This is a genomic window from Halomonas sp. KM072, from assembly GCF_050710315.1.
Lineage (GTDB): Bacteria > Pseudomonadota > Gammaproteobacteria > Pseudomonadales > Halomonadaceae > Vreelandella > Vreelandella hamiltonii.
This window is the reverse complement of record NZ_CP136132.1, coordinates 2,085,528-2,111,220: the sequence shown is the minus strand read 5'-3', so window position 1 is coordinate 2,111,220 and position 25,693 is coordinate 2,085,528. Positions and strand designations below refer to the sequence as shown.

The window sequence follows — 25,693 nt, the reverse complement described above, 5'->3', positions numbered from 1 at the left end:
GTTGAGCTAGGCCATCATGGGCTGCTGGCAGCTTCGCGGGGCATAATTCAGCTTAGGGTTAATGGTGTTGTTAGGGTTCATGGGTTAGGCTCTTAATGTCGAAGACGATGCTTTTTAACCTGCAGCGCTCGCGCACACGTGCTAGCTTGCGCTGAAGGAAGTGCTCGTCAACGTGTCAGCGAGCTGGCCGAGCAGGGGCTAGACCCTGCCCAGGTGGTGGGCATCAAAGTGCGTGGCGATTCGATGGACGGCACCCTGGCTGATGGCGATTGGGTGCTGGTAGATCGGAGTAACCGCGATCCGAAGCAGGAAGGTGTGTTCTTGCTGCTGGTGAGCGGGGAAAGGCGGATTAAGCGGGTGCAGCGCTTGGCGGGTGGAGCGTTGTACTTGATTAGCGATAACGACCATTACCAGCCAGAGATGATCAAGCCGCAGGATATGCATAATGTGGAGATTCTGGGGCGGTGTGTGGTTCGGATTGGGCGGGTGGTGTAGGTTCAGCTAAACGTATTCAAACAACTTTGCTTGAACTGTCCTACACGGGTTGTTTATTTATAAGCATAAAATTGAATAAAGTAAATGTTAGTGTTTTTATGCGAGGTCGTTTTGAAGAAAATTAGAGCGTCAATATAAATATTTACACATCTCAATAAAAACATTTGAATATATAAAATTTTGGTTATTGATTTTTGATATATTGGCGCGCTATGATTTTACATTCAATGGTGGTGAATTATGGCTGGTGAGACAAGTAATACAGAAAAAATGGCAAAATTTGTTTCTGAAGAGCTTTTTGAGTTTTTTAGATGGAAAAAAGCTGATCTGATGGATGAGAACTTTCCTTGCTGTAAGCCTAGTGCTCATTCAAGAAAAGAGAACCATACACATCCTGTGGATGTGGTTTTTTGTGCGCCCGGCACGGGCGCACTCCTGGAGGTGCAAGTCCTCCCGTAAGCTGGCCACAGCGAACGAAGCGAAGCGCAACTGCGGAAGGGTGACCAACCGTGGGAAGGAAGCGTGGAGCGTAAACCGCGAGCCGATGAACAAGAACCGGATAGGAGGCGCTGCCGAGCAGGGCGAGCGGGCAAGAAGCCGCGAAGCTCTTGTGGCCAAGGCGACGTAGCGTATATCCGGCGGTTGTGCGGTGAAGGAGTGTGTCCTTACCCGGGGAGATCTCGCCTTATGCCTGAAAGGGCAACGTGACCACACGGAGCGAGAAGTCAGCAGAGGCCGTAGTAGCTCCTCGTCTTTTTTTTTGGAGCAAAGGGCTGAACGAGAAGGAGCGTCAAACGTCTTGTCGATGAGATCAGTAATGCATCAGATGCCCGCGACTGCGGGGCGGGAGAAGGCATGCCAAGGTGAAGCCTTGTCGTCCTGCTCCAGCGATGAAACTGGCCTCCCGCGACAAGTGTCGGAGGACGCAGGGCAAGGTCTGCTTGAGCGGGCCTTCGCAAGAGAGAACATGCTACGTGCATGGAAGCGCGTGCGTGCCAACAAGGGAGCAGCAGGCATCGATGGTCTGGACATTGCTCAGACCGCCGAGCACCTAAGGTGGGCCTGGCCCGATATTCGACAGCAGCTTCTTGCAAGTCGATATTATCCTCAGCCTGTCCGCCGAGTGGCTATTCCGAAGCCAGATGGAAGCGAACGAGAACTGGGGATACCCACCGTGACTGACCGTCTTATCCAACAGGCACTGCTGCAAGTTCTACAACCGCTGATCGATCCTACTTTTAGCGAGCACAGCTACGGCTTCCGTCCGGGCCGCCGTGCCCATGATGCCGTACAAGCTGCTCAGCGCTTCGCCCAACAGGGTTACCACACCGTTGTTGATGTTGACTTGTCACGATTCTTTGACCGAGTCAATCATGACATCCTGATAGACCGCCTGAGGAAACGCATCCAGGATAATCGTGTTATCCATCTGGTTCGTGCGTATTTGAATGCGGGAATAATGGAAGGAGGGGGGCATTCATCGGCATGAGGGGACGCCGCAGGGTGGCCCATTATCGCCGCTACTGGCCAATATCCTGCTGGATGAGGTGGATCGCACACTGGAACATCGCGGCCACCACTTTGCTCGCTATGCCGACGACTGCAACGTTTACGTGCGTAGCCAGAAAGCAGGGGAGCGAGTCATGGCTTTGCTACGACGCTGTTACAGTAAGCTGCGCTTGACGATCAATGAGTCCAAGAGTGCGGTCACCAGCGTGTTTGGCCGCAAGTTCCTGGGCTACGCCCTGTGGGAAGCCAAGGGTGGAGATGTCCGACGTGGTATATCAGCCAAAGCGTTGGGGACATTTAAACAGCGGATTAGGCAACTGACACGCCGAAATGGCGGGCGCAGTATCGCACAGGTCGTCGCCTATCTACGACGCTACCTTTTAGGCTGGCAAGGCTACTTTAAGCTGTCGCAAACACCTCGTATCTGGCGGTCGCTGGACGGGTGGATACGAAGACGTTTAAGAGCTTTGCACCTAAAGCAATGGCGTCGGGGTAAGACGATTTATCGTGAGCTGCTGCGTCTTGGCGCGACGCCGAGGGTAGCACAATCGGTGGCGGCGTTGAGTCGTCGTTGGTGGCACAACAGTCTGTCGGGAGTCCATCATGTATTAACGGTGGCCTACTTTGATCGGTTGGGCGTGCCCCGTCTCTCATAACCTCAACTTCTCGAACCGCCCGGTGCGGACCCGCATGCCGGGTGGTGTGGCAGGGGATCGGTCAGCCATGCTGACCGCCCCTATGCCGATCATACTCTGATCCGTACTTAAATAAAATTGTATATCTTAATACAGACTTGAAGAGCTATAAAAAAGGGTCGATAAAACAGTCAAATGTAAGAAGTGCTCTTAAATCTTTAGGAGTCACAATTGAATGTGCACGAGTTAGTTCAGTCTGGAAAGGCAGGTATGCGCCATCTGGAATCTCATCTCCTGATGTCAGAGGCGTTCTCTTTGTATATAACCATGATGGCGAATATGATAATAAGTTTTATAATTTCATTACGCCTGATGAAGATGATAAAGACTCGGCATCAATAAATACTGATAGTCTTTCAGTAAAAAAAGGGCAATACCTTCATATCTTAGATCCTATGGCTGTTAATTATTTAACCACTGTAGTGAATGATGTGAGTCGATTGCATCATCATAAAAGCTTTCCTCAAGATAATTATGCTTTTTTCTATCCAGAGTTAACGCTTCATAAAACTCATGGTGAAGCGTATGGTCGCGCTGCGACAATTGAGCTTTTGACAGCTCCTTACTTAATAATTAAACATGATGAAGTAAAGAAGTATAATGAAAAAACTGCATCTGTAGAAGAGTGTTATGGCCCCGGCTATGTCATTTATTATAATCGTCCAGGCAGTGATCACCGAGAGTTTATGTATTTGTTTGATATGATCTCAAGGTTTCAGATACTAGATAGAGGCGAAAAAATAAGGCTCAGAGTTGCATGCTCTGACAGAGATCTTGAGATAAGATCAAATTTTGAGAAAGCAAAAGTTGCTTACTCTCAAGCTTGGGGGTTTGATGAATATAAAGAAAAACTGCTTAATGATATCGAATTTGTTTTAATAGATACTTGGAGTAAGGTTTTCAATACCATTGATGTGGGATGGGAAAAATGACGTACGGGAATTTATATAGTATTAATGATAAAGCGATATATGATGCCTTACATCAATCGAAGCTAACGAAAAGTGATTTGAAAGATCTTTTTTTAGCTAGGGGTATAGTTATATCTGCTGATGCTTCAAGAGAAGATCTAGCTAGATACTTTTCTAGGCTTTTACACGATTATTATGATTATCAGGCTTTGGCTAAGAGGTTGGGCGCTACTTCGCGTCGCGATAAATCTACAGTTTCATATGTAGATATGGGGCAGCTTACTATTGATGATATTGAGGATGCAGCTAATGATATTAATGAGCTTTTAAAAGAGTATGACGCTGTCGCACAAGTAAATAGAGTTAAAGATAAAGTTGAGATTGTAGTGAACTATCGTGTCACTAATTTTAATAAAAATGAATTCAGTCAAGTAGTTAATAGAGAGGGTGTTATAAATCTTGAGATTGAAGACGGTAAGCTACTCATAAGAAGCCCTTTGACGGATACAGTCGAGAATGTAAAAAAAGTTTTGATCAAAAAAGCGTCTGAGGATAACAATGTTCAATTGTCTGTTGAAAATATTAATATGACTGGTATTGGCAACCCTGATAAACGTACAGAATTTTTCAAATTTTTGGTGTATAATCTTGAAGGTTTAAAGCATCACGACGTTACTGATGTTTTTATCTATAATCCTAAAAATAAAAGTGAAAGCGCTGATGATGAAGTAGATGATTTTGAAGAGTCTGAGAGTGAAGCGAATAGTGTAGACGACTCAGCCCTTGGTGTCCATATTACTCGTGCATCTCTTAAAGGTGAGAGGGTGTTGAATTCTGGAGAGATAAAGGGGCTTTACAGTAAAGGTTTTTATATTTGGAAGATAGTTTGGCAATCTGTTGAAGATAGCTACGATTCAGATATATATGAATTCGAAGCCCAATTTAATAATGCGGAAGATTTTACCGATTTTTCTTATCTGGCGAGAGGTTATTATAAATACAAAAAAGCAGGTGAGTATAATTCAAGTAAAATTGGTTTCAGTTCTATGATGGAGCGAAAGCTTGGTGCTAAAATTGAAAAGGCTGCGCAGGAAGCTATCCAACATATTTCAAGCGATGATGACAAGCCGCTAGGAGAAGATCATGATCAAGGTGAAAGTAGTTAAGTGCGTTCTTGACATATCTTTGAAACAGCTAATAGAAAAGTTGTCTGGATTGGCTGAGCTTAGCTCTCAGTCTAGCTTGATTTCACTAATTGAGTATAGTGAGACTTCAGTTTCTGCAGTTTATGTTGAAAAAGTTGTAATGCGGGAAAAAATCATTGATATTCATGGTGAAGAAACTGAAATTGACGTTGTTCGTTATCCTAGATATCAGTTTGAGTTGCATCAGTTTGATGAAAAGGGTGGTTGTTTACTTCTAATATTAAACCCCCCTAGAAGTTTGAAAATCCTTGTTGATTTTTTGATTCAAGTCACAAACGGTCATGTTTTTTTTAAAGAGCTCAAGCTATCAGTTGAAAGTTTTGTAAGTGAAATTATCACATTTGATAAGATTAAATATTATTTAGTTGATAAAGTTAAAGCTAAAGGTGTTGAAGTCAGTAATTCTTCATACGCTGATGTCTCTATGTCATCTTCGAAAAATGCTTACGAAGATCTTGAGCGCTTTCTTGATAAAAAGAGTTATACAATTAGTAATATTCGCATGCGTGTTAGTACTAACTTTGGAGAGGGTAAGGTAGAAATTTCTTCTTCCGGCTTGTTAGGTTTAGATCATAATGTCTACGAAGAAGTCTTAGAGTTTTTCCTTTGTTCAGCCAAAAATATTGTAAAATACTAATCTAGAGTGTTTTTTAATACCCAATTATCTTTCTAGGGGTATTGGGTTTTACATTCTTGGCCGCCCCCTTATCCGTATACGCCTTCATCAGCTCATCCCAGGTAAGCGTTCATTCCACGACGTTCTGCCGCCTCGCTAAAATTCGCCCTACAGTAACCTCACATTTTCCAACACGAGGTTACCCCCATGAGAAAGCACCGCACACCCGAACAGTGGCAGACCCTGGTTGATCAGCAGCGTGACAGCGGCCTCTCGGCTTCGCAATTTTGCAAACAAGGGAACATTGGTTACGCCAGTTTCTGCAATTGGCGCAAGCGTCTGTCCGATCCGTCGACCAATGATTCGACTGGATCCGGTGAAGCCGGTTTTCTGGATCTCTCGTCGTTGATGGGCAACTCCCCATCCTCCGGCCCAGGCTGGCACATTGTGCTCAGCCTGGGCAACGGCGTTGAACTCCGGCTGAGCCAGCACGGATGATCGGACTCGATAGCCAGGCCCGCATCTGGCTGTGCACCGAGCCCACCGACATGCGCAAATCGTTCCGGGGCCTGAGTGCCCTGGTTCGGAATCAGTTGAAGCACGACCCGCTCAGCGGCCAGTATTTCGTCTTCGTTAATCGGCGCAAGACTCAGATGAAGATGCTGTATTTTACGACCACCGGTTACTGCCTGTGGGCCAAGCGCCTGGAACAAGGGCAGTTCCGGGTGCCATTATCTGCCTCGGGGCAGCGAGCCCTGACCCTGACGGATCTGCAACTGCTGATCGATGGCATTGAGGTGCATAAATACCGCCAGTTCAAGCGTTTTCGAGGGGTATAGGAGACGGACTTCCGGTATAATATCGGCCATGAGTTCAACGACTTCCACTACCTCTTCCAACACGCCTTCTTACTCGGCTCTGGCCGAGGAGAATGCATTGCTGCGTGAACAACTTCAGGTCATGCAGCGGCAGTTGGACTGGTTCAAGAAGCAGCTGTTCGGTCCCAAGTCCGAGAAGCAGGTGTTTGACCTGCCTGGGCAGGATAGCCTGTTCGCGTCGGATGACGCCCCGGTTCCGGCGCAGCCGCCGAAAAATGAGAAGCGCACGGTTAAAGCCTATCAGCGCGGCACTGGCAAGAAACAGCGGGATGACGACTGCCTGAACGACACCGGCCTGCGCTTTACTGCCGATGTGCCGGTAGAAGTGGTTGAGCACCTGCCACCGGAGCTGACCGGCCCGGAGGCCGATCAGTACGAAGTGATTGGCAGCAAGACTACCTTCCGGCTGGCCCAGCGGGCCTCCAGTTACGTGGTGTTAAAGGTGGAGCGGCCAGTGTTCCGGCGCAAGGGCACCGAGAAGCCCATCACCACACCGGCCCCGTTCAACGTGCTGGACAACAGCCTGGCCGATGTCAGCCTGCTGGCCGGACTGTTGGTGGACAAATTCCAGTTCCACTTGCCGCTGTATCGTCAGCACCAACGCATCCGGCAAGCCGGCGTCACCGTCAGTCGCAGCACCCTGACCAACCTGGTCAAGCGGGCCATCGACCTGCTGCGACCCATCGTGGATGCCCAGACCGACAACGTGTTGCGCAGCCGGGTGCTGGCGATGGATGAAACGCCCATCAAAGCCGGCCACCAGGGGCGCGCAGGCCCGCAAAAAGGCAAGATGAAAACCGGCTGGTTCTGGCCGTTATACGGCGATGCCGACGAGGTGGTGTTCACCTACTCGAACAGCCGTGGTCGCGCCCACATTGAACAGGTACTCAGCGAATCGTTCAGCGGCACCCTGATCAGTGACGGCTACGCGGCCTATGCCCGCTACGCTGCCGCTCAGGAGAACGTCACCCATGCCCAATGTTGGGTGCATGGTCGCCGCTATTTTATCGAAGCACAGAAAGATCATCCTGAGACCGTCACCGAGGCCCTGCAACGGATCGCGATGCTGTATCGGAATGAAGAGGCCATCAAAGCTCAGGGGCTAACTGGCGAGAAGAAACGCCAGTACCGGTTGGATCACTCGAAGCCGGTGGTCAGCGACTTCTTCCAGTGGTGCCGGGATCAGTTGGAGCGAGGCGGCCTCGTGCCCAGCGACCCACTGACCAAGGCCCTGAACTACGTTCTCAGCCGGGAAGCCAGCCTGACCGTGTTCCTGGAAAACCCGGACGTGCAGCCAGACACCAACCACCTGGAGCGGGCGCTACGCCCCATTCCCATGGGCAAGAAAAACTGGATGTTCTGCTGGACTGAACTGGGCGCCGAACACCTGGGTATCATCCAGAGCCTGATCAGCACCTGCAAGCTGCACGATATTACCCCGTACACATATCTGGTGGACGTACTGCAACGCATCAGCCAGCACCCGGCCCTTGAGGTCAGCGACCTGACGCCCCGGCTCTGGAAAACCCGGTTCGCCGAGAACCCGTTACGGGCGCTGATCGATCCACGTCATCCGAACCGACAAGCCACGCAACTTACACCGGTGGAGGTCGTCCATGCGCATTGAGGACATGAGCATCGACGAGTTGCTGGAACTGAACCAGTACATCTGCCAGCGCATTGATGAACTGCAAGAACAGGAAACCCTGCAAGCCTTGAGTCGGTTGCGGGTTGGCTTGAAGGTGACCTTCGAGGGCCGGGAAGGCCCGGTATTGGGGATCGTCACCAAGATCAACCGCAAGAGTGTGATCGTGCTGGGCGAGGATGGCAGGAAGCAATACAAGGTCTCGCCGGAGTTATTAAGGCCCCTCCGTGACGTGAAGTAGGTCAACTACGTCTTGGAATGAACGCTTACATCCCAGTGCGTCGTATAGCGCGGGCTTCGGTTCGCGCAGCGGAGGTGCCAGGTGGCGTTCTTTTCCGGTAGGCCCAGGCGTACCGTGCCTTTTCCCATCTTTTCGTTTAGGGCGTCCATGGTGGCCATTAGCTATGGGCTGAACGTGCCCTTCCATAGCCCTTGTTTAATACTGTTTTCTTGTACAGTATTAAGCGCTAGGGAAGCGACGGCCAATGCTTAGGCACGTTGCTAAATGTGGAGCAAGCACAGGGCAACAGCATGCGAGTGACCTACTTGGGGCCTGCCGTGGTGGGTGTGGAGCACCCGGCGGTAGCGGAGATGGACCGGCGAAAATTCCCGCCGACCTGTTTTCTGGTGGAGATCAGCGAAGAGGCGCACCCCGGTGGGCCATGGATGGAAGGCGACGTGCTGGTGGTGGACGAAGCGCGCTCGTATGGTCATGCGGATCTGGTGGTGGCGGAGGTAGAGGGCGAGTACCGCTTGTTCAAAACCCAGCGCGTGGGCAGCCGCTGCCGCTTGTTGCCGCCTTTGGGTGGAGAAGGGTGCTTCATTACCGCGACGCAATTTCGTGGGGTGGTGGTGAGGCAGGCGCGGTGCTGGGCGTTGTAAGCGTACTTCTGTCAGTGGAAAACCCTTAGTCATTGGCGATGACTAAGGGCTTATTTATATTAGCTTTTCTTGCCTTTTCCTCCACTCGGCTTGGTCACTGTCTGAACGAACGTGGTGCTGGGCTTTGCCTTCACTTCTTTCGCGGAAACAAAGCGGCCAGTTTTCGCGCTCTTATTGACGGTCGTTTTGGTCATGCCGAATGCCCTCAAGTGGCTATATATGGTACTCCACCATAGAGTACTATACTTTATATAGTGATTGTCATGGCGTTGGTCAAGGTCGAATTTGGTAAAATCACGAGGCCGATTGACATCGGGGCGTAGGCATATTGCTGAGCTGTGTCGGTGATCTCTTACACACGAATCAGCGATGGCTTACAGCCGCCTGATGATTTTTTGAGAAGATAAATCAGTCGCTTGGAAGCACGCGGGACGGACTCCGCCTCGCCAGAAGGATGCGGCACTGATACCCCCGGCCATGGAATGGCTGGGGGGTTTTGTTTGGGGCTTAGCTGGCTTGTTTGTTCCTGGCCAGTTCGGCCATGGCAACGCGGGAGAGAAAGCCGGAGCGGGTTTTGTCGCCGGGGTGGCGGGCGACGAAGTCGTCGATCTGTTTGACCAGGAGGTCGGGCAGGGTGACGTTGATCTTGTGGCTTTTGCCCAGGTACGGGGTGACGTCTATATCGACGACGGCCCAGATCCAGCCAGTGAAGTCGGGATTGTCCATGTGGTGTTCGATGGACGTGGCTTCGGGGATGGGATCGCCGTATTCAACGGCCACTTCCAGCCAGCCATCGATGGCTTCTTTGGCGTTGGCCAGGGCCTCTTCGAAGGTGTCGCCTGCGGAGTGGCAGCCGGGCAGGTCGGGCACGATGACGCCATAGGCGTGTTGTTCGTCGCCGCGTTCAATGGCAATGGGAAATAACATGGCTCACCTCTATCAGTGGGGGCAGCAGTGGCCAGCCTCATTCGAGGCCAGCGCTTTTCCTGATTCCTTTGACCAATCCCGTTTTCAGATCCTTTTTCGGATGTGGCACGGTGATGGTGCCGGGTTTGGTCGGGTGCCTGAAGTGGTGGTGGCTGCCTTTGACTCTGACTAATGTCCATCCATCCGCTTCCAGTTCCTTGATCAGTACTCTGCTGTTCACCTCCCGCCCCTTTGTCGTTGAATATGGGGTTACTATAACCCTGTTTTGTGAGCCTGTCAAAATTTATAACCCCAATAACCCCGGTTGCTGTTCAGAGAGCCAATGGTTTGTGTACCGCTACCGCCTCTCCATTCGAATGCTGCAGGTATACCCCTGCTCCGTGAAGTTGTGCGTGACCTCGCTCACCAGCCAAGCCGTGGCGTCGATTTGAGGCTTGAAGCCCGCGAGCGTGAGCGGGGTTTCGGGCAGTAGGTCGGGGCCGATGCGCAGGGCCAGCATCGCCGTGATGCTGAACGGCAGCAGGGTGGCGGCTTGCACGGTGAGGCGATCCGTCAGCGGGCGGCGTTCATCGACGCGCTTGCGAACGGCGTCCAGCAACGCTTTGCTGGGTTGGCCATCGGCTTCGCGGAAGAGAATGGTAAGCACGACCTCCACGGATTCCGGGCTGGCCACCGAGCGTGGGGTTAGTGACACCGAATAGGCTGGCGGGAATGATGAAGGGGAGCGATTATATTCGGCTGCGGGTAGGCGACTGGCGGGTGATCATCGACGAGCATGGCGATGTACTCGACATCATTAACATCGGTGCCCGTGGCGGCGTTTATCAATAAAGTGCCCATAACGCACCAGACAATTTACAGGAGGCTGCATGAGCATACCTCAAATTATTCAAACGCCCACGGGCGAGCGGTTAGTGGTTCTGCCTGAGCAGGAGTACCATGCGTTGCTTGCGCGGCTGGAAGACCAGGACGATATTGACGCTGCCAACGCGGTGGTGGCGCGTGGTGAAGAGTCATTTCCTGTGGCGGTTGTGGATGCGCTGCTGGATGGCGTGGCACCCGTGAAGGTGTACCGCGAATACCGTGGACTACGTGCAGGTGAGCTGGCGGAAAAAGCAGGGATCAGCCAAGGGTACCTTTCCGAAATAGAGTCAGGGAAAAAAAGCGGCTCGTTGAGTGTGCTAACCCGTATTGCGACTGCTTTAGAGGTTGAACTGAGCGACCTTACCTAGCCATCCCTCTTTCCCTACGATAGATGAGCCGCACCCGCTGGGCGTACTCGACGCGGGGGCGGTCGCGGGTGACGCGATCTTTCAGGCCGCGCTGGTGGGTGGTGGCTTCTGGCGGCGACGCGCGCGAAGGCGTTCGATGGGGTGGCTTTTGCAAAGGGAAGAGGTGTTGACGATATCCATAACCCCAACAATTCCGCGTGTCCTTCAAAGCGCTTCTCAAGCCTGGTCTGATAGTGGGTAAATGCTTGCATCACTTTGCGTTTTTTGTGGTCAAAGGCGGTATGGTAGGTATCCGCCAATAACAAGGGGAAGACGTGGTGATGGGGAAAGCGCTAGGTTACGCAGGAGCCGCTCTGCTGGGTGCGTTGATGTTGCAGGGTTGCAGTGGTCCCGAAGAGGAGGCGCCGGCAGAGACGGTTCAGGTGGAAGAGACCGCCGCGGCCGAGCCAGTAGCGGAAGACGAGCCTATCGAGCCGCTGGAGGTGGAATTGTCGACCTCTGCTCAACTACTCTCTGACCGCCGATTGATGATTGCGGGCCAGACCAACTTGCCGGACGGAGCCCAGGTACAGGTCGTGGTCGAGCGTGAGCTGAGCCGCGTGCGCTGGCAGGCACGTACTCAAGTCAGGGAAGGGCAGTTCGAAGTCGGGCCGCTGGGTACGGGAAGTGGGTTGCCGGATGGCGGTTACGTGGTGCGAGTACAGCTTTCCGAAGCCGCTGTTCAGCCAGCCAGCGTGCGGGCACGCATTGGTGATCTGGGTGAGCATTTGGCGGGAGAGCTGGTCAGCCAGTCCCGCCATGGGTTGGGTCAGGTGGCCACCTACTCGCGGCGTCTCTTGATAGGCAGTGAACCAAGACGAACGCGCGACCAGGTGGACGTGTTTGAGGACAATTAGGGACGGGGAGGTAAAGATGCTTTAGGCAGCACACCAGTGGGCAAGCAGAACGGCATGGATCGACGTGCTATTGGGCGCTTTTGTATAGTGCTCAATGACGTATTGATCATCCCGTTGTACCAGGTAATGCCCAGCCTTGTGAAACACGTGTGTCGGGCCGAGGAGCAGCAGGTCTCCCGCCGACGCTGGTGAAAAATCTGCTTCCTTGGCAGGGGTCACCATCACGCAAGGTGCTTTCCAGTCGATCTTCAACGGCAGGTGATGCGGCACGGTGATAGCAGTGGCCTGAACCTGTTCCCAGGGGAGGGGACCAGTATGGTTCAGGGTGAGCAGTTGCGGCGCGCTGTCTCCTTCCAATAGGGTAGCAAGCGAGCAATCCAGTGCGTCCGCGAGCGCCACCAGGCGTTCATGGCCGATCTGTTTGATTGCCCCAGATTCCCAATAAGAAATGGTGACATCCGACACGCCAACTTTACGTGCTAGGGCAGCTTTGTTGAGCTTGGCCCTAAGCCTCAGTTGCTTGATACGTGAGCCTAGCGATTCCATTTCATCTTCCTATCGATGAGCTAAATCAGCTCGTTAAATGTACTTCCACCTATTCGGTGGCGCTCAGAACACGCTGTAAACGATGAGAGTCGTTCGCATGCATGAACACGAATCATGGGTACTTCACCATACTAAGCGATTGTGCTTTAACGCGCATCTTCCACACCGTGAACATTGAGCTTGGGTTATGACGCTTTTGAGGCAAACTCGTTCCCCTGCGGGTGCTGTTGGATATAGCTGGGGCGCGTATAATGTGGCGATGCATTTACCGCCACAAGGATAGATTGATGACCGTACGTACTCGTATTGCGCCTTCCCCCACTGGGGACCCGCACGTAGGCACGGCCTACATTGCGCTGTTCAACCTCTGCTTTGCCCGTCAGCACGGTGGTCAGTTCATCTTGCGCATTGAAGATACCGATCGGGTGCGTTCTACCCCTGAATCAGAACAGATGATTCTCGACTCGTTACGGTGGCTGGGGCTCGAATGGGACGAAGGCCCTGATGTAGGCGGCCCGCATGGCCCTTACCGTCAAAGCGAGCGCGGCGAGATCTACGCCCAGTATGCGCAGCAGCTTTTGGATGCAGGCCATGCCTTCAAGTGCTACCGCACCAGTGAAGAGCTTGATGAGCTGCGTGAATCCCGCAAGGAAGCAGGCCTGCATCTGGCCCTGAAGCCTGCAGACCTGGCGCTGGATGCCGCCGAGCAAGCGCGTCGTGAGCAGGAAGGCTGGCCGTATGTCATCCGCATGAACGTGCCCAGTGAAGGCGTCTGCGTGGTCAGTGACATGCTGCGTGGCACAATAGAAGTGGACTGGACGCAGGTGGATGCACAAATCCTGATGAAGTCCGATGGTATGCCCACCTATCACCTGGCCAACGTGGTCGATGACCATTTGATGGGCATCACCCACGTGCTGCGTGGCGAAGAGTGGATCAACTCGGCACCCAAGCACCAGCTGCTCTACGACTACTTCGGTTGGGAAATGCCCCAGCTCTGCCACATGCCGCTGCTGCGCAACCCGGACAAGTCGAAGCTTTCCAAGCGCAAGAACCCGACCTCGATCAACTATTATCGTCGCATGGGTTTCCTGCCCCAGGCCGTCACCAACTACCTGGGTCGGATGGGGTGGTCGATGCCGGATGAGCGCGAAAAGTTCAGCCTGAGCGAAATGATGGCTGAGTTCGACATTCAGCGGGTATCGCTGGGTGGGCCGGTATTCGATCTGGAGAAGCTGACCTGGCTGAACGGCGTTTATATTCGTGAAGACCTGGATGACGATGCGTTGCTGCTGGCGCTGCGCGAGTGGGCGTTCAACGATGCCTATGTCAAACAGATCCTGCCCCAGGTTCGCCCGCGGGTAGAGACGCTCTCGCAGGTGGTTCCGCTGGCGGGCCATTTCTTCTCTGGGCTGCCCTCGTTGGAAAAGCAGGATTTCGATGCTATCAAGCTGGAAGACGAAGAGCTGGTGAAACTGCTGCAATTCCTGGTATGGCGCTTCGAAGCCGTCAATGCCTGGCACAAGGAAGCGCTGTTGACGGAAGTCAAACACCTGGCGGAACAATTCGAGCTCAAGATGAAGGCGTTTCTGGCGCCGGTGTTCATTGCCATTACGGGCAGTGCTTCCAGCACGTCCGTCATGGACGCCATGGCGATTCTCGGGTCGGACGTGACGCGGGCTCGCTTGCGCCACGCTATCGAGGTATTGGGTGGCGTATCGAAAAAGCAGGCGAAACGCTTCGAAAAAGAGTTCCGCGACCTGTAAACACTCGACCTGTACAGAGGGGCAGGGAGCGTCAGATGAGCGGCAAGCGAGATATTTGACGCTTCTTGCGAAAACGGGGTTGACGAAGGCGAGCGTAATCAGTAATATACGCTCCGTCTTCACGACATGTGGGGCCTTAGCTCAGCTGGGAGAGCGCAACACTGGCAGTGTTGAGGTCAGCGGTTCGATCCCGCTAGGCTCCACCATCATTAGCCCATGCTAACGATGTACCATGATGTAAAAAGGTAGATACGTCCCATTCGTCTAGTGGTCTAGGACACCGCCCTTTCACGGCGGGAACAGGGGTTCGAACCCCCTATGGGACGCCACCTTCTTCTGGTTTTTTGTATTTTCCCCTTTGAAAAGTCTCGATAGCAACCCAATGTCGCGTTGCTTTTTCGGCTGCTTCCTGTTTGGCGTTTTAGCCAATTTATCGCTTTTTTTGTCAATATTGTGCTTGACTTGTTCACTTTTGCTCGTCTGGGTAAAGGGTTGTGCACAGCCTCGTGAATATGACATAAAAAATCAGCGTCTTAGCTTAATCTCTTTTAAATCAATGGCTTATGAGAGGTTAAAAAATGACCAATTTAAGGCTGGGTCACTGTTCATGGCGATTACGGGACGTTTTGTAGTGGTTGTGAACAGGGTTATCCACAGATAGTGTGGAAAACCCTGATCCGGCTGTCAGTGTCAAAATGTCAAGCGCTATTCGCCTTTGCGGAGACGCTTCAACAGCGAAGAGGTGTCCCATCGGCCACCCTGCATACGCTGGACGTCGGCATAGAACTGATCCACCAGTGCGGTGACGGGTAGCGTGGCGTCCACTCTGCGCGCTTGCTCCAAGCAGATGCCCAGATCCTTGCGCATCCAGTCGACGGCAAAGCCGTGCTGATACTCATCGGCGATCATGGTCTTGTGGCGGTTTTCCATCTGCCAGGATCCTGCGGCACCTTTCGAAATCACCTCGATCACTTGATGCTGATCCAGTCCTGCCTGTTCGGCAAAGTGCAGCCCCTCCGCCAACCCTTGTACCAGGCCGGCGATGCAGATCTGGTTGACCATTTTGGTGAGCTGGCCGCTGCTGGCGGGGCCCATGAGCGTGACAGCGCGAGCATAGTGGTCAAGCACGGGGGCGACGGCATCGAAAGGGGCCTGTTCACCGCCGCACATGATGGTCAGCGCGCCGTTTTCTGCGCCCTGCTGGCCGCCAGATACCGGGGCATCGATAAAGTGAAGGCTCTTCTGGCGACAGGCGGCATCCAGCTCCAGTGCCAGGTCGGCTGAGGCCGTGGTGTGGTCCACCAGATAGCTGCCTGGGGCCATGGACTGCAGCACGCCGTGTTCGCCGGTGGTGACCTGACGCACGTCGTCGTCATTGCCCACGCACACCAGCACCAGATCGGCGCCCTGGGCCGCCTCGGCGGGCGTGGCGTGGGCCGTGCCGCCGAACTGATCGGCCCATGCCTGGGCTTTGGCGGCCGTGCGGTTATAAACGCGGGTGGTCAGGCCCTGCTTGGCCAGGTGTCCTGCCATGGGATAGCCCATGACGCCCAGGCCGATAAAGGCAACGGTAGTAATAGAAGACATAAAGCACCTTTGTTGTTGATGGGGGAGTGGTGTCATGAAGGGGGTAGGCTGCACGCAAAAGGCCACCCGTGGGTGGCCTTTGTGTCGTTCAGTCATCGCCGTACAAGCCGCCGATTACTTCTTGGGGTAGTCACGCTGGTCATGACCAATGTAAAGCTGGCGCGGACGACCGATCTTGTAGCTTTCGCTGAGCATTTCGTGCCAATGGGAGATCCAGCCAATGGTACGGGATACCGCGAAAATCACGGTAAACATGTTGGTCGGAATGCCCATGGCCTTGAGGATGATGCCGGAGTAGAAGTCGACGTTCGGGTACAGCTTGCGCTCGATGAAGTATTCGTCTTCGAGGGCGATCTGCTCCAGGCGCTTGGCGATCTTCAGCTGCGGGTCATCGGCCAGGCCCAGCTCGGCCAGTACTTCGTCGCAGGTCTCTTTCATGACCTTGGCGCGCGGGTCGAAGTTGCGGTAAACGCGGTGGCCGAAGCCCATCAGCTTGAACGGGTCGTTCTTGTCTTTTGCCTTGTCCACGAAGCGCTGAATATTCTCTTCGGAATCGTCGCCGATTTCGTCGAGCATGTTCAGCACGGCTTCGTTGGCGCCGCCGTGTGCTGGGCCCCAGAGTGCCGCGATGCCCGCACTGATACAGGCAAACGGGTTGGCGCCGGTAGAGCCTGCCAGGCGTACGGTGGAGGTGGAGGCGTTCTGCTCATGGTCCGCATGCAGCATGAAGATGCGGTCCATGGCTTTGGCGTACACCGGGTTGATCTTGTACTCCTCGCAAGGGTTGCTGAACATCATGTAGAGGAAGTTCTCTGCATAGCTCAGGTCGTTGCGCGGGTAGTTGAAGGGTTGGCCAACGTTGTACTTGTGCGACATGGCGGCCAGGGTAGGCATTTTGGCAATCAGGCGAATCGCGCTGATGACGCGGTCTTCTTCCTGAGTGATGTCCATGTGGTCATGGTAGAACGCTGCCAGACCACCGACCACGCCACACAGGATCGACATCGGGTGTGCGTCGCGACGGAAGCCCTTGAAGAAGTTGTTGATCTGGTCATGCACCATGGTGTGATTGCGAATGCGCGATTCGAAATCGGTGTACTGCTCTTTTGTGGGCAGTTCACCAAACAGCAGGGTGTAGCACACTTCGACGAAGTTGGATTCTTTTGCCAGCTGGTCGATGGGGTAGCCGCGGTGCAGCAGTACGCCCTTGCCGCCATCGATGTAGGTGATTGCGGACTGGCAGGAAGAGGTGGCCATGAAGCCGGGGTCGTAGGTAAACAGGCCTTCGGCGCCCAGGCTGCGTACGTCGATGACGTCGGGGCCAAGTGTGCCGGAATACATGGGTAGTTCGATCGTCTTGTCGAGACCGTCTACCGTCAATGTCGCTTTCCTGTCAGCCATGATGGCCTCCTTTCGAGTTCGGTTTGGGACGTAAAGTCGTTGTTTCGCATGCCGCGCCGGCGAAAAGGCTTGCCCACTATAGAAGTGTGCGACATTTTGTCAATTAGCCTAAATGCTAGACATGCTTATACAGGATGTGTTGTTTTGGATAATAATTGTATATGATTGATCGAGATCTATAGTACCGAAGTGACAGAGGATTGACGATACGTTAACAGGCTTATCAAACCGTCCATCTAATGTCACTATAACCATGCTGCATCGCAAAATCGACTCAGACCATTGGCTATTTTCTTGCACCATGGTCGAGTTAAGTCTGAGATCGGTTTGTCAGCAGGGGCTAAGGTTCTTATAATCCACGGCGCGCGACCGGCAGGTAGGTGGTCGTGCCCGACTTGGCAACGGCCGAGCCCCTTCCAGCAACCACTGCCCGCTCGGGTTATGCCCGACCGTCGCTGAGCGGGCCAAGAGAGTGTGTATAACGCCGTGAATAGCAAACGACCCGTAAACCTAGACCTGACTACGATACATTTCCCACTGCCAGCGCTGACGTCGATTACGCACCGTATCACCGGCGTGATCCTGTTTGTCGGCCTGATTTTCGCTTTCTGGGCGCTGGGCAAATCCCTGTCATCTCCGGCTGGCTTTGACGCTGTCAGCAACGCCCTGGCGAACAACGTCTTCGCCAAGTTCGTTGCCTGGGGCCTGCTGTCTGCCCTGGCATTCCACTTCGTGGCAGGCATCAAGCACCTGCTCATGGATGCCAACATTGGCGTGACCCTGGAGGGTGGCGTGAAAAAAGCACAGGCTACGGTCGTAGTCAGTGCGGTTCTGATTATTCTGGCAGGAGTTTGGGTATGGTAACCAACATCACGAGTTTTGGCCGTAGCGGTCTGTCCGATTGGTTGATGCAGCGAGTATCTGCGGTCATCCTGGCCCTTTACACGGTCTTCATGGTCGCCTACCTGCTGTTTAACCCGAACCTGGATTACTACACCTGGAGCGGGCTGTTCGAGCAAACCTGGATGCGTATTTTCTCGCTGCTGGCCTTCATTTCCATTGCAGCGCACGCCTGGATCGGTTTGTGGACAGTCACTACCGATTACCTCAAGTCCACTCGCCTGCGCGTGGGTGCCCAGACGCTGATCATTCTGGCCATCTTCGTATACCTGGTGTGGGGCATCCAAATCCTGTGGGGAGCTTGATCTATGTCTAACCTTCGTAGCCTGACGTTTGACGCCATCATCGTGGGTGGCGGTGGCTCTGGCCTGCGTGCCGCTCTTGAACTGGCCAAGTCCGGTAAAAAGACAGCGGTACTGTCCAAAGTGTTCCCGACACGCTCCCACACGGTTTCTGCTCAGGGCGGTATCACCTGTGCGATTGCCTCCGCCGACCCGAACGACGACTGGCGCTGGCACATGTATGACACCGTCAAGGGCGGCGACTATATCGCTGACCAGGACGCTGCCGAGTACATGTGTTCAGAAGGCCCCAAGGCCGTCTTCGAACTCGAGCACATGGGCCTGCCGTTCTCGCGTTTCGACAATGGCCGCATCTATCAGCGTCCGTTCGGTGGTCAGTCCAAGAACTTTGGTGAAGGTGGTCAGGCCGCACGTACCTGCGCCGCCGCCGACCGTACCGGTCACGCGCTGCTGCACACCCTGTACCAGAACAACCTGAAGAACAACACCACGTTCCTGAACGAGTGGTACGCGGTGGATCTGGTCAAGAACGCCAACGGTGACGTGGTGGGCTGTATCGCCATGTGTATCGAAACCGGCGAAGTGGTGCACGTCAAGTCGAAAGCCACCGTGCTGGCGACCGGCGGTGCCGGACGCATCTACGCGTCGACCACCAACGCCTTGATCAACACGGGTGACGGCATCGGCATGGCGCTGCGCGCTGGTTTCCCGATGCAGGACATGGAAATGTGGCAGTTCCACCCGACCGGTATCTACGGTGCGGGCACGCTGGTCACCGAAGGTTGCCGTGGTGAAGGTGGCTACCTGGTCAACAAGGATGGCGAGCGTTTCATGGAGCGCTATGCGCCCAACGCCAAAGACCTGGCGGGCCGTGACGTCGTGGCGCGTTCCATGGTCATGGAAATCCTCGAAGGCCGCGGCTGTGGCGAGAAGGGCGACCACGTGTTCCTGAAGTTGGATCACCTGGGCGAAGAAGTGCTTGGTAAGCGTCTGCCGGGTATCGTAGAGCTGTCTAAAACCTTCGCTCACGTTGATCCGGCGAAAGACCCGATTCCAGTCGTCCCGACCTGCCACTATATGATGGGCGGTATTCCGACCAACATTCATGGCCAAGCAATTACCCAAGACGAAAATGGCAACGACCATATCGTTAACGGTCTGTTTGCCTGTGGTGAAGCGGCATGTGTATCAGTACACGGTGCTAACCGCCTGGGCGGTAACTCGCTGCTGGACTTGGTCGTCTTTGGTCGCGCTGCCGGTATGTTCATCGAAGGCGCGCTGAACGAAGGTATCGAGTATCTGGACGCTTCCGAGTCAGACATCGAATTCGCCATGAAGCGTATTACGCGCTGGAACGAGTCTGAAGAGGGCGGCGAAAGCATCCCTGAGCTGAAAGCCGAGCTTCAAGACATCATGCAGAACTCTTTCGGTGTATTCCGTGAAGAGAAAAACATGCAGGAAGGTGTCAAAAAGCTAGCGGAACTGCGTGGCCGTATTGCCAATGCGCACCTGCCGGACAAATCCAATGTATTCAACACTGCTCGTGTTGAGGCGCTGGAGCTGGACAACCTGATGGAAGTGGCAGAAGCAACGGCGATTGCTGCCCTTGAGCGTAAAGAGAGCCGTGGTGCCCACTCGCGCTACGACTACCCAGACCGTGATGATGTCAACTGGCTGAAACACTCGCTCTACTTCCCAGCAACTAAAGAGCTGAAGAAGCGCGACGTTAACTTCAAGCCGAAAACTGTTGATACGTTCGAGCCTAAGGTTCGTACCTACTAATCTCCGCACTGACGAGAGGGAGTCACCATGTCCAATCTTCAGGTATCCGTATACCGCTACAATCCGGAAACCGACTCCGCGCCTTATATGCAGGAGTTTCAGGTCGATACCAAAGGCCGTGATCTGATGGTGCTGGATGTTTTGCACCTGATGAAAGAGCAAGATAGCGGTTTAGCCTATCGCCGTAGCTGCCGTGAAGGTGTATGCGGTTCCGATGGCATGAACATGAACGGCAAAAACGGCTTGGCATGCATCACGCCGCTGTCCGATGTTGTGAAAAACAACAAACTGACGCTGCGCCCGCTGCCTGGCCTCCCGGTCATCCGTGATATGGTGGTTGACATGGGTCTGTTCTATAAGCAGTACGAGCGTATTCAGCCGTACCTGCAGAACGATACGCCAGCGCCAGCCATTGAGCGTCTGCAGTCGCCGGAAGAGCGCGACAAACTGGATGGTCTGTACGAGTGTATTCTGTGTGCGTGCTGCTCGACTTCATGCCCGTCGTTCTGGTGGAACCCGGACAAGTTCGTGGGCCCGGCGGGTCTGCTGCAGTCATACCGCTTCCTGGCCGACAGTCGCGATACCGCCACGCGTGAGCGTCTGACCAGCCTGGAAGACCCGTTCTCGGTGTTCCGTTGCCGTGGCATCATGAACTGCGTGGCGGTATGCCCGAAAGGTCTGAATCCGACCCGTGCAATTGGTAAAATTCGTGAAATGTTGCTCGCAGATGCGACGTAACTCATTAATCCTGTGAAAAAAAGCGACTACCACATAAGTTGCATCACAAAGCTACTTAAATCGTGGCGCTTCGCTTGTTATCATAGGGGCTGTCATGGTGCGGCGACGCGCCGCACCATGGATCAGCCAAGTTTAAAAGCCGGTGCGACGAGTACCGGCTTTTGAGCATGAACTGGTAATGAAACGCGTCATCATACGTGTATGAAAAAGGGCTACCGGCCTCAGGTCGGCGCCGCCGGCAAACGTCCCGCCCCGCCGGCAGGGCAATAGCGATGTCGTTGCACGCATGCAGCGATGCCGATACCACCCCATCAGTGCAGGGTGACCGAGAGATGCAACAAGGCATAATGGAGTTGATGTGGCGTTCCTCTCACGTTAGTGGTGGCAATGTCCACTACGTGGAAGCGCTTTACGAGCAGTACCTCGCCGATCCTGATTCTGTCTCAGACGAGTGGCGCAGCTATTTCGATCAGTTGCCGCGTGCTGAAGGCAGTGCCTCCCACGATGTTCCACTAAGCCCCATTCGTGATCAGTTCTACCAGCTTGGCCGTGAAAGGCGCCCAGGCCGGGTAGTCGCCGCGTCCGACAGCGGTGAAAACAAAAAGCAGATTAAAGTCCTGCAGCTGATTAACGCGTATCGCTTCCGTGGCCATCAAAAGGCCAATATCGACCCGCTTGGTCTGCGTAACCCTACCCCCGTCCCCGACCTCGACCTGTCATTCCATCAGCTATCCAAGGCTGATCTTGATACCGAGTTCCAGACAGGTTCTTTCTTCCTGGGTGTTGATAAAGCACCGTTGCGCGAGATCGTCGATGCGCTGGAGCAGACCTACTGCCGCTCCATCGGCTGCGAAATCATGCACATCGTGGATACCGAAGAGAAGCGCTGGCTGCAGCGTCGTTTCGAATCGGTACGCAGCGCGCCCAAGTTCAGCGATGACGTGCGCAAGCACGTACTGGAACGCCTGACGGCTGCGGAAGGCCTGGAAAATTACCTGGCCTCCAAGTACCCGGGTACCAAGCGCTTCGGCCTGGAAGGTGGCGAGTCGTTCGTACCGATGATGGACGAACTGATTCAGCGCGCCGGTGGCTATGGCACCAAGGAAGTCGTGATCGGCATGGCCCACCGTGGCCGCTTGAATCTGCTGGTCAACATCCTGGGCAAGAACCCTGCGGATCTGATCGACGAGTTCGATGGCAAGAAAGTCATCGAGCGTGGTTCTGGTGACGTGAAATACCACCAGGGCTTCAGCTCCAACGTCATGTCGCCTGGTGGCGAAGTCCACCTGGCCATGTCGTTCAACCCGTCGCATCTCGAAATCGTCGCGCCGGTGGTGGAAGGCTCGGTACGTGCCCGCCAGGATCGCCGCAATGACGCTGACGGAAGCAAAGTGCTGCCGATCAATGTTCATGGCGATGCCGCCTTCGCGGGACAGGGTGTGGTCATGGAGACATTCCAGATGTCTCAGACCCGCGCCTACAAGACCGGTGGCACGGTACACATCGTCATCAACAACCAGGTGGGGTTCACGACCTCCAACCCGGCCGATGCACGCTCCACCGAATACTGTACTGACATTGCCAAGATGGTTCAGGCGCCGATCTTCCACGTCAACGGCGATGATCCGGACGCGGTCATTCACGCCACCCAAGTGGCCCTGGATTACCGTCAGCAGTTCAAGAAAGACGTCGTCATCGACCTGGTGTGCTACCGCCGTCGCGGCCATAACGAGGCCGACGAGCCATCGGGCACCCAGCCGCTGATGTACGCCAAGATCAAGGATCACCCCTCCTCACGCACGCTGTATGCGCAGCGCCTGATCGAGCAGGGCGTGCTGTCCGAAGACGACGCCAAAGCCATGGTGGAAACCTACCGCGATGATCTCGTGGCAGGCAATCACGTGGCCAACGCGCTGGTTCAGGAACCCAACAAGTCGCTGTTCGTCGACTGGGCTCCCTATCTGGGCCATGAGTGGACTGGCAATGCCGACACCACCTTCGACATGAAACGCCTGCAACAGCTGGCGGCGAAGATGTGTGAAATCCCCGACGGTGTCGATGTTCAGCGTCAGGTCGCCAAAATCTACGAAGACCGACGTAAAATGCAGGCGGGTGGCATGGGGCTCAACTGGGGCTTTGCCGAAACGCTGGCCTACGCCACGTTGCTCGACCAAGGTCATCCTATCCGCATCACCGGGCAGGATGTGGGGCGTGGGACGTTCTCCCACCGTCACGCGGTCGTGCACAACCAGAAAGACGGGTCGACCTATGTGCCGCTGCAGAATATGGCCGACGGTCAGCCGCGCTTTACCATCCACGACTCCTTCCTATCAGAAGAAGCCGTGCTGGCGTTCGAGTATGGCTACTCCACCACGGCTCCCAACGATCTGGTGATCTGGGAAGCGCAGTTCGGTGACTTCGTCAACGGTGCCCAGGTCGTGGTCGACCAGTTCATTTCCTCTGGTGAGACCAAGTGGGGACGCCTGTGTGGCTTGACCATGCTGCTGCCCCATGGCTACGAAGGCCAGGGCCCCGAACACTCTTCGGCACGCCTTGAGCGCTTCTTGCAGCTGTGCGCCGAGCACAACATGCAAGTGTGCGTACCGACGACGCCAGCGCAGATTTTCCATCTGCTGCGCCGTCAGGTGATTCGCCCGCTGCGCAAGCCGCTAGTGGTCATGTCGCCTAAGTCGCTGCTGCGCCACAAAGAAGCCGTGTCGAGCTTGGAAGATCTCGCCCACGGCAAGTTCCACATGGTACTGCCGGATCAAGCGAATCTCGACGCCGACAACGTCACCCGCGTCATTATGTGCGCAGGCAAGGTCTACTACGATCTGGTTAACTGGCGCGCTGAAAACGAGCGTGACGACACGGCGATCATTCGTCTAGAGCAGCTCTATCCCTTCCCGAAAGAAGAGCTTCTGGAAGTGCTCCAGGCGTATGCTAATGTGGAAGACATCGTATGGTGTCAGGAAGAGCCGCTGAACCAAGGCGCCTGGTACTCCAGTCAGCACCACATGCGTACCGTGGCCGATATGTTGAAAGATGGCCTTGGACGTGAGTTGAAATTCGCAGGGCGTCCTGCCTCGGCTGCTCCGGCAGCGGGCTACATGTCCGTCCACACTGAACAGCAGCGCCAGCTGGTGGAAGACGCTTTTAACCTATAAGCGCCCACCGGGTTTAGAGAACACATAAGGGAAACGACATGGCTACTGAGATCAAAGCGCCAACCTTTCCGGAATCCGTTGCCGAAGGCACCGTGGCCGCGTGGCACAAAAAGCCGGGTGACAGCGTCGAACGCGACGAGCTGATCGTTGAAATCGAGACCGATAAAGTGGTGCTTGAAGTCGTCGCACCGGAAGCGGGAACCCTGACCGACGTGATGGCCGAAGAAGGCGATACCGTCGAGTCCGAGCAGGTATTGGGCAAGATCGGCGAAGCGAGCGGTGCTGGCAGCAAGAAAGAGAGTGCCGCCAGCGATGACAGCGCCGAGAAGGCCGAGTCCAAAGAAGCCGCCAAGCCAGCCGGAGGCAAGCAGCACGACGTGAAGGCGCCTAGCTTCCCCGAGTCCATTCAGGAAGGCACCGTGGCGACCTGGCACAAGAAAGTAGGCGAAGCGGTCAAGCGTGACGAAGTGCTAGCCGACATCGAAACCGACAAGGTCGTGCTGGAAGTCGTAGCGCCTGCCGATGGTGCCCTGGCGGAAATCAAGGCAGAAGAAGGCAGCCAGGTTGAGTCCGAAGCGATTCTGGCAACCTTCGTAGAGGGCGGTGGCAGTGACCAGGCCAGCGCTTCTTCTTCCAGCGACGCTGACGATGAAGGCGCCGATGAGAAGGTGGGTGGCAAAGTGTTGGCACCGGCTGCTCGCAAGATGGTTGCCGAGCACGATCTGGACGTTTCCAAGATCGAAGGTACCGGCAAAGGCGGTCGCATTCTGAAAGAAGACGTTCAGAAAGCCGTCAAGGATGGTTCGGCCAAGAAAGCGGCCAAGTCCTCTGCACCCGCCAAAGCCGCTGCTGCGCCAGCGGTCGAGGGTGAGCGTGCCGAGAAGCGCGTACCGATGAGCCGTCTGCGTCAAACCATCGCCAAGCGTTTGGTTCAGGCACAGCAGACCGCTGCCATGCTGACCACGTACAACGAAGTGGACATGGGTGCGGTGATGTCGCTGCGTGCCCAGTACAAAGATACCTTCCTGAAGGCCCACGACACCAAGCTTGGTTTCATGGGCTTCTTCGTGAAAGCCGCCTCCGAAGCTCTCAAGCGTTTCCCGGATGTCAACGCCTCCATCGATGGCACCGATATCGTTTACCATGGTTACCAGGACATCGGTGTTGCCGTGTCGACGGATCGTGGTCTCGTGGTGCCGGTTCTGCGTGACACTGACAACATGAAAATTGCCGACGTCGAGAAGACGATTGTCGACTTTGGCAAGCGTGCGCGTGACGGTAAGCTCGGCATCGACGAAATGCAGGGCGGCACCTTTACCATCACCAATGGTGGTATCTTTGGCTCGCTGATGTCGACCCCGATCATCAACCCGCCGCAAACCGCTATCCTGGGGATGCACAAGATCCAGGAACGCCCGATGGCGGTGAACGGTAAGGTCGAAATTCGCCCGATGATGTATCTGGCACTCTCTTACGACCACCGCATGATCGACGGCAAAGACGCGGTACAATTCCTGGTTACGATTAAAGAGCTGCTGGAAGACCCGGCCCGTCTGCTGCTAGACGTATAACGAAGCGCGCTGAACCGCCTTCGCTAGTGCTGAGCACGCTGA

Annotated in this window: 29 protein-coding genes, 2 tRNA genes and 1 pseudogene; 24 read left to right on the top strand and 8 right to left on the bottom strand. The window is 54.6% G+C overall.

The features are described 5' to 3' along the window. The first annotated feature begins 138 nt into the window (after positions 1-138). From RVM26_RS10045 to RVM26_RS09995, 11 genes and pseudogenes are all read left to right on the top strand, one after another. Positions 139-495, top strand: a complete 357-nt coding sequence (locus RVM26_RS10045; protein WP_498938438.1) for a S24 family peptidase — start codon at positions 139-141, stop codon at positions 493-495. Between the two features lie 240 nt (positions 496-735). Beyond that, positions 736-954 (top strand): PD-(D/E)XK nuclease domain-containing protein, encoded by a 219-nt coding sequence (locus tag RVM26_RS10040; RefSeq protein ID WP_498938436.1) that lies wholly within the window; start codon positions 736-738, stop codon positions 952-954. 508 nt (positions 955-1,462) lie between these two features. Further along, entirely contained in the window at positions 1,463-1,984 is a 522-nt protein-coding gene (locus RVM26_RS10035; RefSeq protein ID WP_498938434.1) for an RNA-dependent RNA polymerase family protein, read from the top strand. Next, positions 1,971-2,660, top strand: coding sequence for an RNA-dependent RNA polymerase family protein (locus RVM26_RS10030; protein WP_498941730.1), 690 nt, complete (start codon positions 1,971-1,973; stop codon positions 2,658-2,660). Before RVM26_RS10035 ends, RVM26_RS10030 begins: the two co-directional genes overlap by 14 nt. Before the next feature lie 101 nt (positions 2,661-2,761). Next, positions 2,762-3,631, top strand: a pseudogene (locus tag RVM26_RS10025) (PD-(D/E)XK nuclease domain-containing protein); the annotation flags it as partial. Continuing rightward, the gene (locus RVM26_RS10020) at positions 3,619-4,776 is read left to right on the top strand and encodes a hypothetical protein (RefSeq protein ID WP_498938432.1); all 1,158 of its coding nucleotides are present in this window, start codon (positions 3,619-3,621) and stop codon (positions 4,774-4,776) included. The pseudogene RVM26_RS10025 and the gene RVM26_RS10020, both read left to right, overlap by 13 nt. Further along, on the top strand, positions 4,754-5,452 hold the full coding sequence (locus RVM26_RS10015; RefSeq protein WP_498938430.1) for a hypothetical protein: 699 nt from the start codon (positions 4,754-4,756) through the stop codon (positions 5,450-5,452). The genes RVM26_RS10020 and RVM26_RS10015 overlap by 23 nt, the downstream gene beginning before the upstream one ends. A 186-nt stretch (positions 5,453-5,638) precedes the next feature. After that, entirely contained in the window at positions 5,639-5,929 is a 291-nt protein-coding gene (tnpA, locus tag RVM26_RS10010; protein ID WP_498938428.1) for an IS66 family insertion sequence element accessory protein TnpA, read from the top strand. Further along, positions 5,926-6,270, top strand: a complete 345-nt coding sequence (gene tnpB, locus RVM26_RS10005) for an IS66 family insertion sequence element accessory protein TnpB (RefSeq protein ID WP_498938316.1) — start codon at positions 5,926-5,928, stop codon at positions 6,268-6,270. Before tnpA ends, tnpB begins: the two co-directional genes overlap by 4 nt. Next, positions 6,224-7,936 carry an IS66 family transposase gene (tnpC, locus tag RVM26_RS10000; protein WP_498938426.1) on the top strand — a complete coding sequence of 571 codons (1,713 nt, stop codon included), beginning with the start codon at positions 6,224-6,226 and terminating at the stop codon, positions 7,934-7,936. Before tnpB ends, tnpC begins: the two co-directional genes overlap by 47 nt. Continuing rightward, positions 7,926-8,195, top strand: a complete 270-nt coding sequence (locus tag RVM26_RS09995) for a hypothetical protein (protein WP_154518720.1) — start codon at positions 7,926-7,928, stop codon at positions 8,193-8,195. Before tnpC ends, RVM26_RS09995 begins: the two co-directional genes overlap by 11 nt. A gap of 5 nt (positions 8,196-8,200) precedes the next feature. Here RVM26_RS09995 and RVM26_RS09990 read toward each other — a convergent pair whose 3' ends face one another. Then, on the bottom strand, positions 8,201-8,344 hold the full coding sequence (locus RVM26_RS09990) for a DUF4113 domain-containing protein (RefSeq protein WP_498941728.1): 144 nt from the start codon (positions 8,342-8,344) through the stop codon (positions 8,201-8,203). 141 nt (positions 8,345-8,485) lie between these two features. Here RVM26_RS09990 and RVM26_RS09985 point away from each other — a divergent pair, with 141 nt between their 5' ends. Next, positions 8,486-8,836, top strand: coding sequence for a transcriptional repressor LexA (locus tag RVM26_RS09985; RefSeq protein WP_498938423.1), 351 nt, complete (start codon positions 8,486-8,488; stop codon positions 8,834-8,836). A 59-nt stretch (positions 8,837-8,895) separates the two neighbouring features. Here the strand turns inward: RVM26_RS09985 and RVM26_RS09980 are convergent, their stop codons facing one another. From RVM26_RS09980 to RVM26_RS09965, 4 genes are all read right to left on the bottom strand, one after another. Further along, complete coding sequence (locus RVM26_RS09980; protein WP_302476123.1) at positions 8,896-9,030, bottom strand: hypothetical protein; 135 nt, start codon at positions 9,028-9,030, stop codon at positions 8,896-8,898. 313 nt (positions 9,031-9,343) lie between these two features. Further along, positions 9,344-9,763 (bottom strand): type II toxin-antitoxin system HicB family antitoxin, encoded by a 420-nt coding sequence (locus RVM26_RS09975; protein WP_081137456.1) that lies wholly within the window; start codon positions 9,761-9,763, stop codon positions 9,344-9,346. A gap of 37 nt (positions 9,764-9,800) precedes the next feature. Continuing rightward, positions 9,801-9,983 carry a type II toxin-antitoxin system HicA family toxin gene (locus RVM26_RS09970; protein ID WP_083844167.1) on the bottom strand — a complete coding sequence of 61 codons (183 nt, stop codon included), beginning with the start codon at positions 9,981-9,983 and terminating at the stop codon, positions 9,801-9,803. Between the two features lie 117 nt (positions 9,984-10,100). Next, a complete protein-coding gene (locus RVM26_RS09965; RefSeq protein WP_287807265.1) occupies positions 10,101-10,457 on the bottom strand; it encodes a baseplate J/gp47 family protein in 357 nt (118 codons plus the stop codon). Between the two features lie 20 nt (positions 10,458-10,477). Between RVM26_RS09965 and RVM26_RS09960 the strand changes: the two genes are divergently transcribed. From RVM26_RS09960 to RVM26_RS09950, 3 genes are all read left to right on the top strand, one after another. Beyond that, the gene (locus tag RVM26_RS09960; protein WP_498938420.1) at positions 10,478-10,594 is read left to right on the top strand and encodes a type II toxin-antitoxin system RelE family toxin; all 117 of its coding nucleotides are present in this window, start codon (positions 10,478-10,480) and stop codon (positions 10,592-10,594) included. Between the two features lie 38 nt (positions 10,595-10,632). Continuing rightward, entirely contained in the window at positions 10,633-10,995 is a 363-nt protein-coding gene (locus RVM26_RS09955) for a helix-turn-helix domain-containing protein (protein WP_498938418.1), read from the top strand. Positions 10,996-11,315: 320 nt separating this feature from the next. Beyond that, positions 11,316-11,891 (top strand): hypothetical protein, encoded by a 576-nt coding sequence (locus tag RVM26_RS09950; RefSeq protein ID WP_498938416.1) that lies wholly within the window; start codon positions 11,316-11,318, stop codon positions 11,889-11,891. Positions 11,892-11,912: 21 nt separating this feature from the next. Here RVM26_RS09950 and RVM26_RS09945 read toward each other — a convergent pair whose 3' ends face one another. Then, positions 11,913-12,437: a helix-turn-helix domain-containing protein gene (locus RVM26_RS09945; protein WP_016914537.1), complete on the bottom strand. Its 525-nt coding sequence runs from the start codon at positions 12,435-12,437 to the stop codon at positions 11,913-11,915. A 287-nt stretch (positions 12,438-12,724) separates the two neighbouring features. On the opposite strand from RVM26_RS09945, the gene gltX reads away from it, so the two are divergent. From gltX to RVM26_RS09930, 3 genes are all read left to right on the top strand, one after another. Further along, positions 12,725-14,203, top strand: coding sequence for a glutamate--tRNA ligase (gene gltX / locus RVM26_RS09940; RefSeq protein ID WP_498938414.1), 1,479 nt, complete (start codon positions 12,725-12,727; stop codon positions 14,201-14,203). 130 nt (positions 14,204-14,333) lie between these two features. After that, positions 14,334-14,409, top strand: a tRNA-Ala gene (locus RVM26_RS09935). Positions 14,410-14,456: 47 nt separating this feature from the next. Next, positions 14,457-14,532, top strand: a tRNA-Glu gene (locus tag RVM26_RS09930). Positions 14,533-14,908: 376 nt separating this feature from the next. On the opposite strand, the gene RVM26_RS09925 is transcribed toward RVM26_RS09930, so the two are convergent. Together RVM26_RS09925 and gltA are read right to left on the bottom strand one after the other, a co-directional pair. Beyond that, positions 14,909-15,790: an NAD(P)-dependent oxidoreductase gene (locus RVM26_RS09925; protein WP_498938412.1), complete on the bottom strand. Its 882-nt coding sequence runs from the start codon at positions 15,788-15,790 to the stop codon at positions 14,909-14,911. A gap of 114 nt (positions 15,791-15,904) precedes the next feature. Further along, the gene (gene gltA, locus RVM26_RS09920) at positions 15,905-17,191 is read right to left on the bottom strand and encodes a type II citrate synthase (RefSeq protein ID WP_498938410.1); all 1,287 of its coding nucleotides are present in this window, start codon (positions 17,189-17,191) and stop codon (positions 15,905-15,907) included. 486 nt (positions 17,192-17,677) lie between these two features. Between gltA and sdhC the strand changes: the two genes are divergently transcribed. The 6 genes from sdhC (at position 17,678) to odhB (ending at position 25,651) form a co-directional block, all read left to right on the top strand. After that, positions 17,678-18,055, top strand: a complete 378-nt coding sequence (gene sdhC / locus RVM26_RS09915; RefSeq protein ID WP_186299111.1) for a succinate dehydrogenase, cytochrome b556 subunit — start codon at positions 17,678-17,680, stop codon at positions 18,053-18,055. Continuing rightward, positions 18,049-18,396, top strand: coding sequence for a succinate dehydrogenase, hydrophobic membrane anchor protein (gene sdhD / locus RVM26_RS09910; protein ID WP_498938407.1), 348 nt, complete (start codon positions 18,049-18,051; stop codon positions 18,394-18,396). The genes sdhC and sdhD overlap by 7 nt, the downstream gene beginning before the upstream one ends. A gap of 3 nt (positions 18,397-18,399) precedes the next feature. After that, entirely contained in the window at positions 18,400-20,175 is a 1,776-nt protein-coding gene (gene sdhA, locus RVM26_RS09905; protein ID WP_498938405.1) for a succinate dehydrogenase flavoprotein subunit, read from the top strand. Positions 20,176-20,202: 27 nt separating this feature from the next. Beyond that, on the top strand, positions 20,203-20,913 hold the full coding sequence (locus tag RVM26_RS09900; RefSeq protein ID WP_016914530.1) for a succinate dehydrogenase iron-sulfur subunit: 711 nt from the start codon (positions 20,203-20,205) through the stop codon (positions 20,911-20,913). A gap of 332 nt (positions 20,914-21,245) precedes the next feature. Next, the gene (locus tag RVM26_RS09895) at positions 21,246-24,080 is read left to right on the top strand and encodes a 2-oxoglutarate dehydrogenase E1 component (protein ID WP_228219167.1); all 2,835 of its coding nucleotides are present in this window, start codon (positions 21,246-21,248) and stop codon (positions 24,078-24,080) included. Positions 24,081-24,118: 38 nt separating this feature from the next. Further along, a complete protein-coding gene (odhB, locus tag RVM26_RS09890) occupies positions 24,119-25,651 on the top strand; it encodes a 2-oxoglutarate dehydrogenase complex dihydrolipoyllysine-residue succinyltransferase (RefSeq protein ID WP_498938402.1) in 1,533 nt (510 codons plus the stop codon). Positions 25,652-25,693 lie beyond the last annotated feature (42 nt).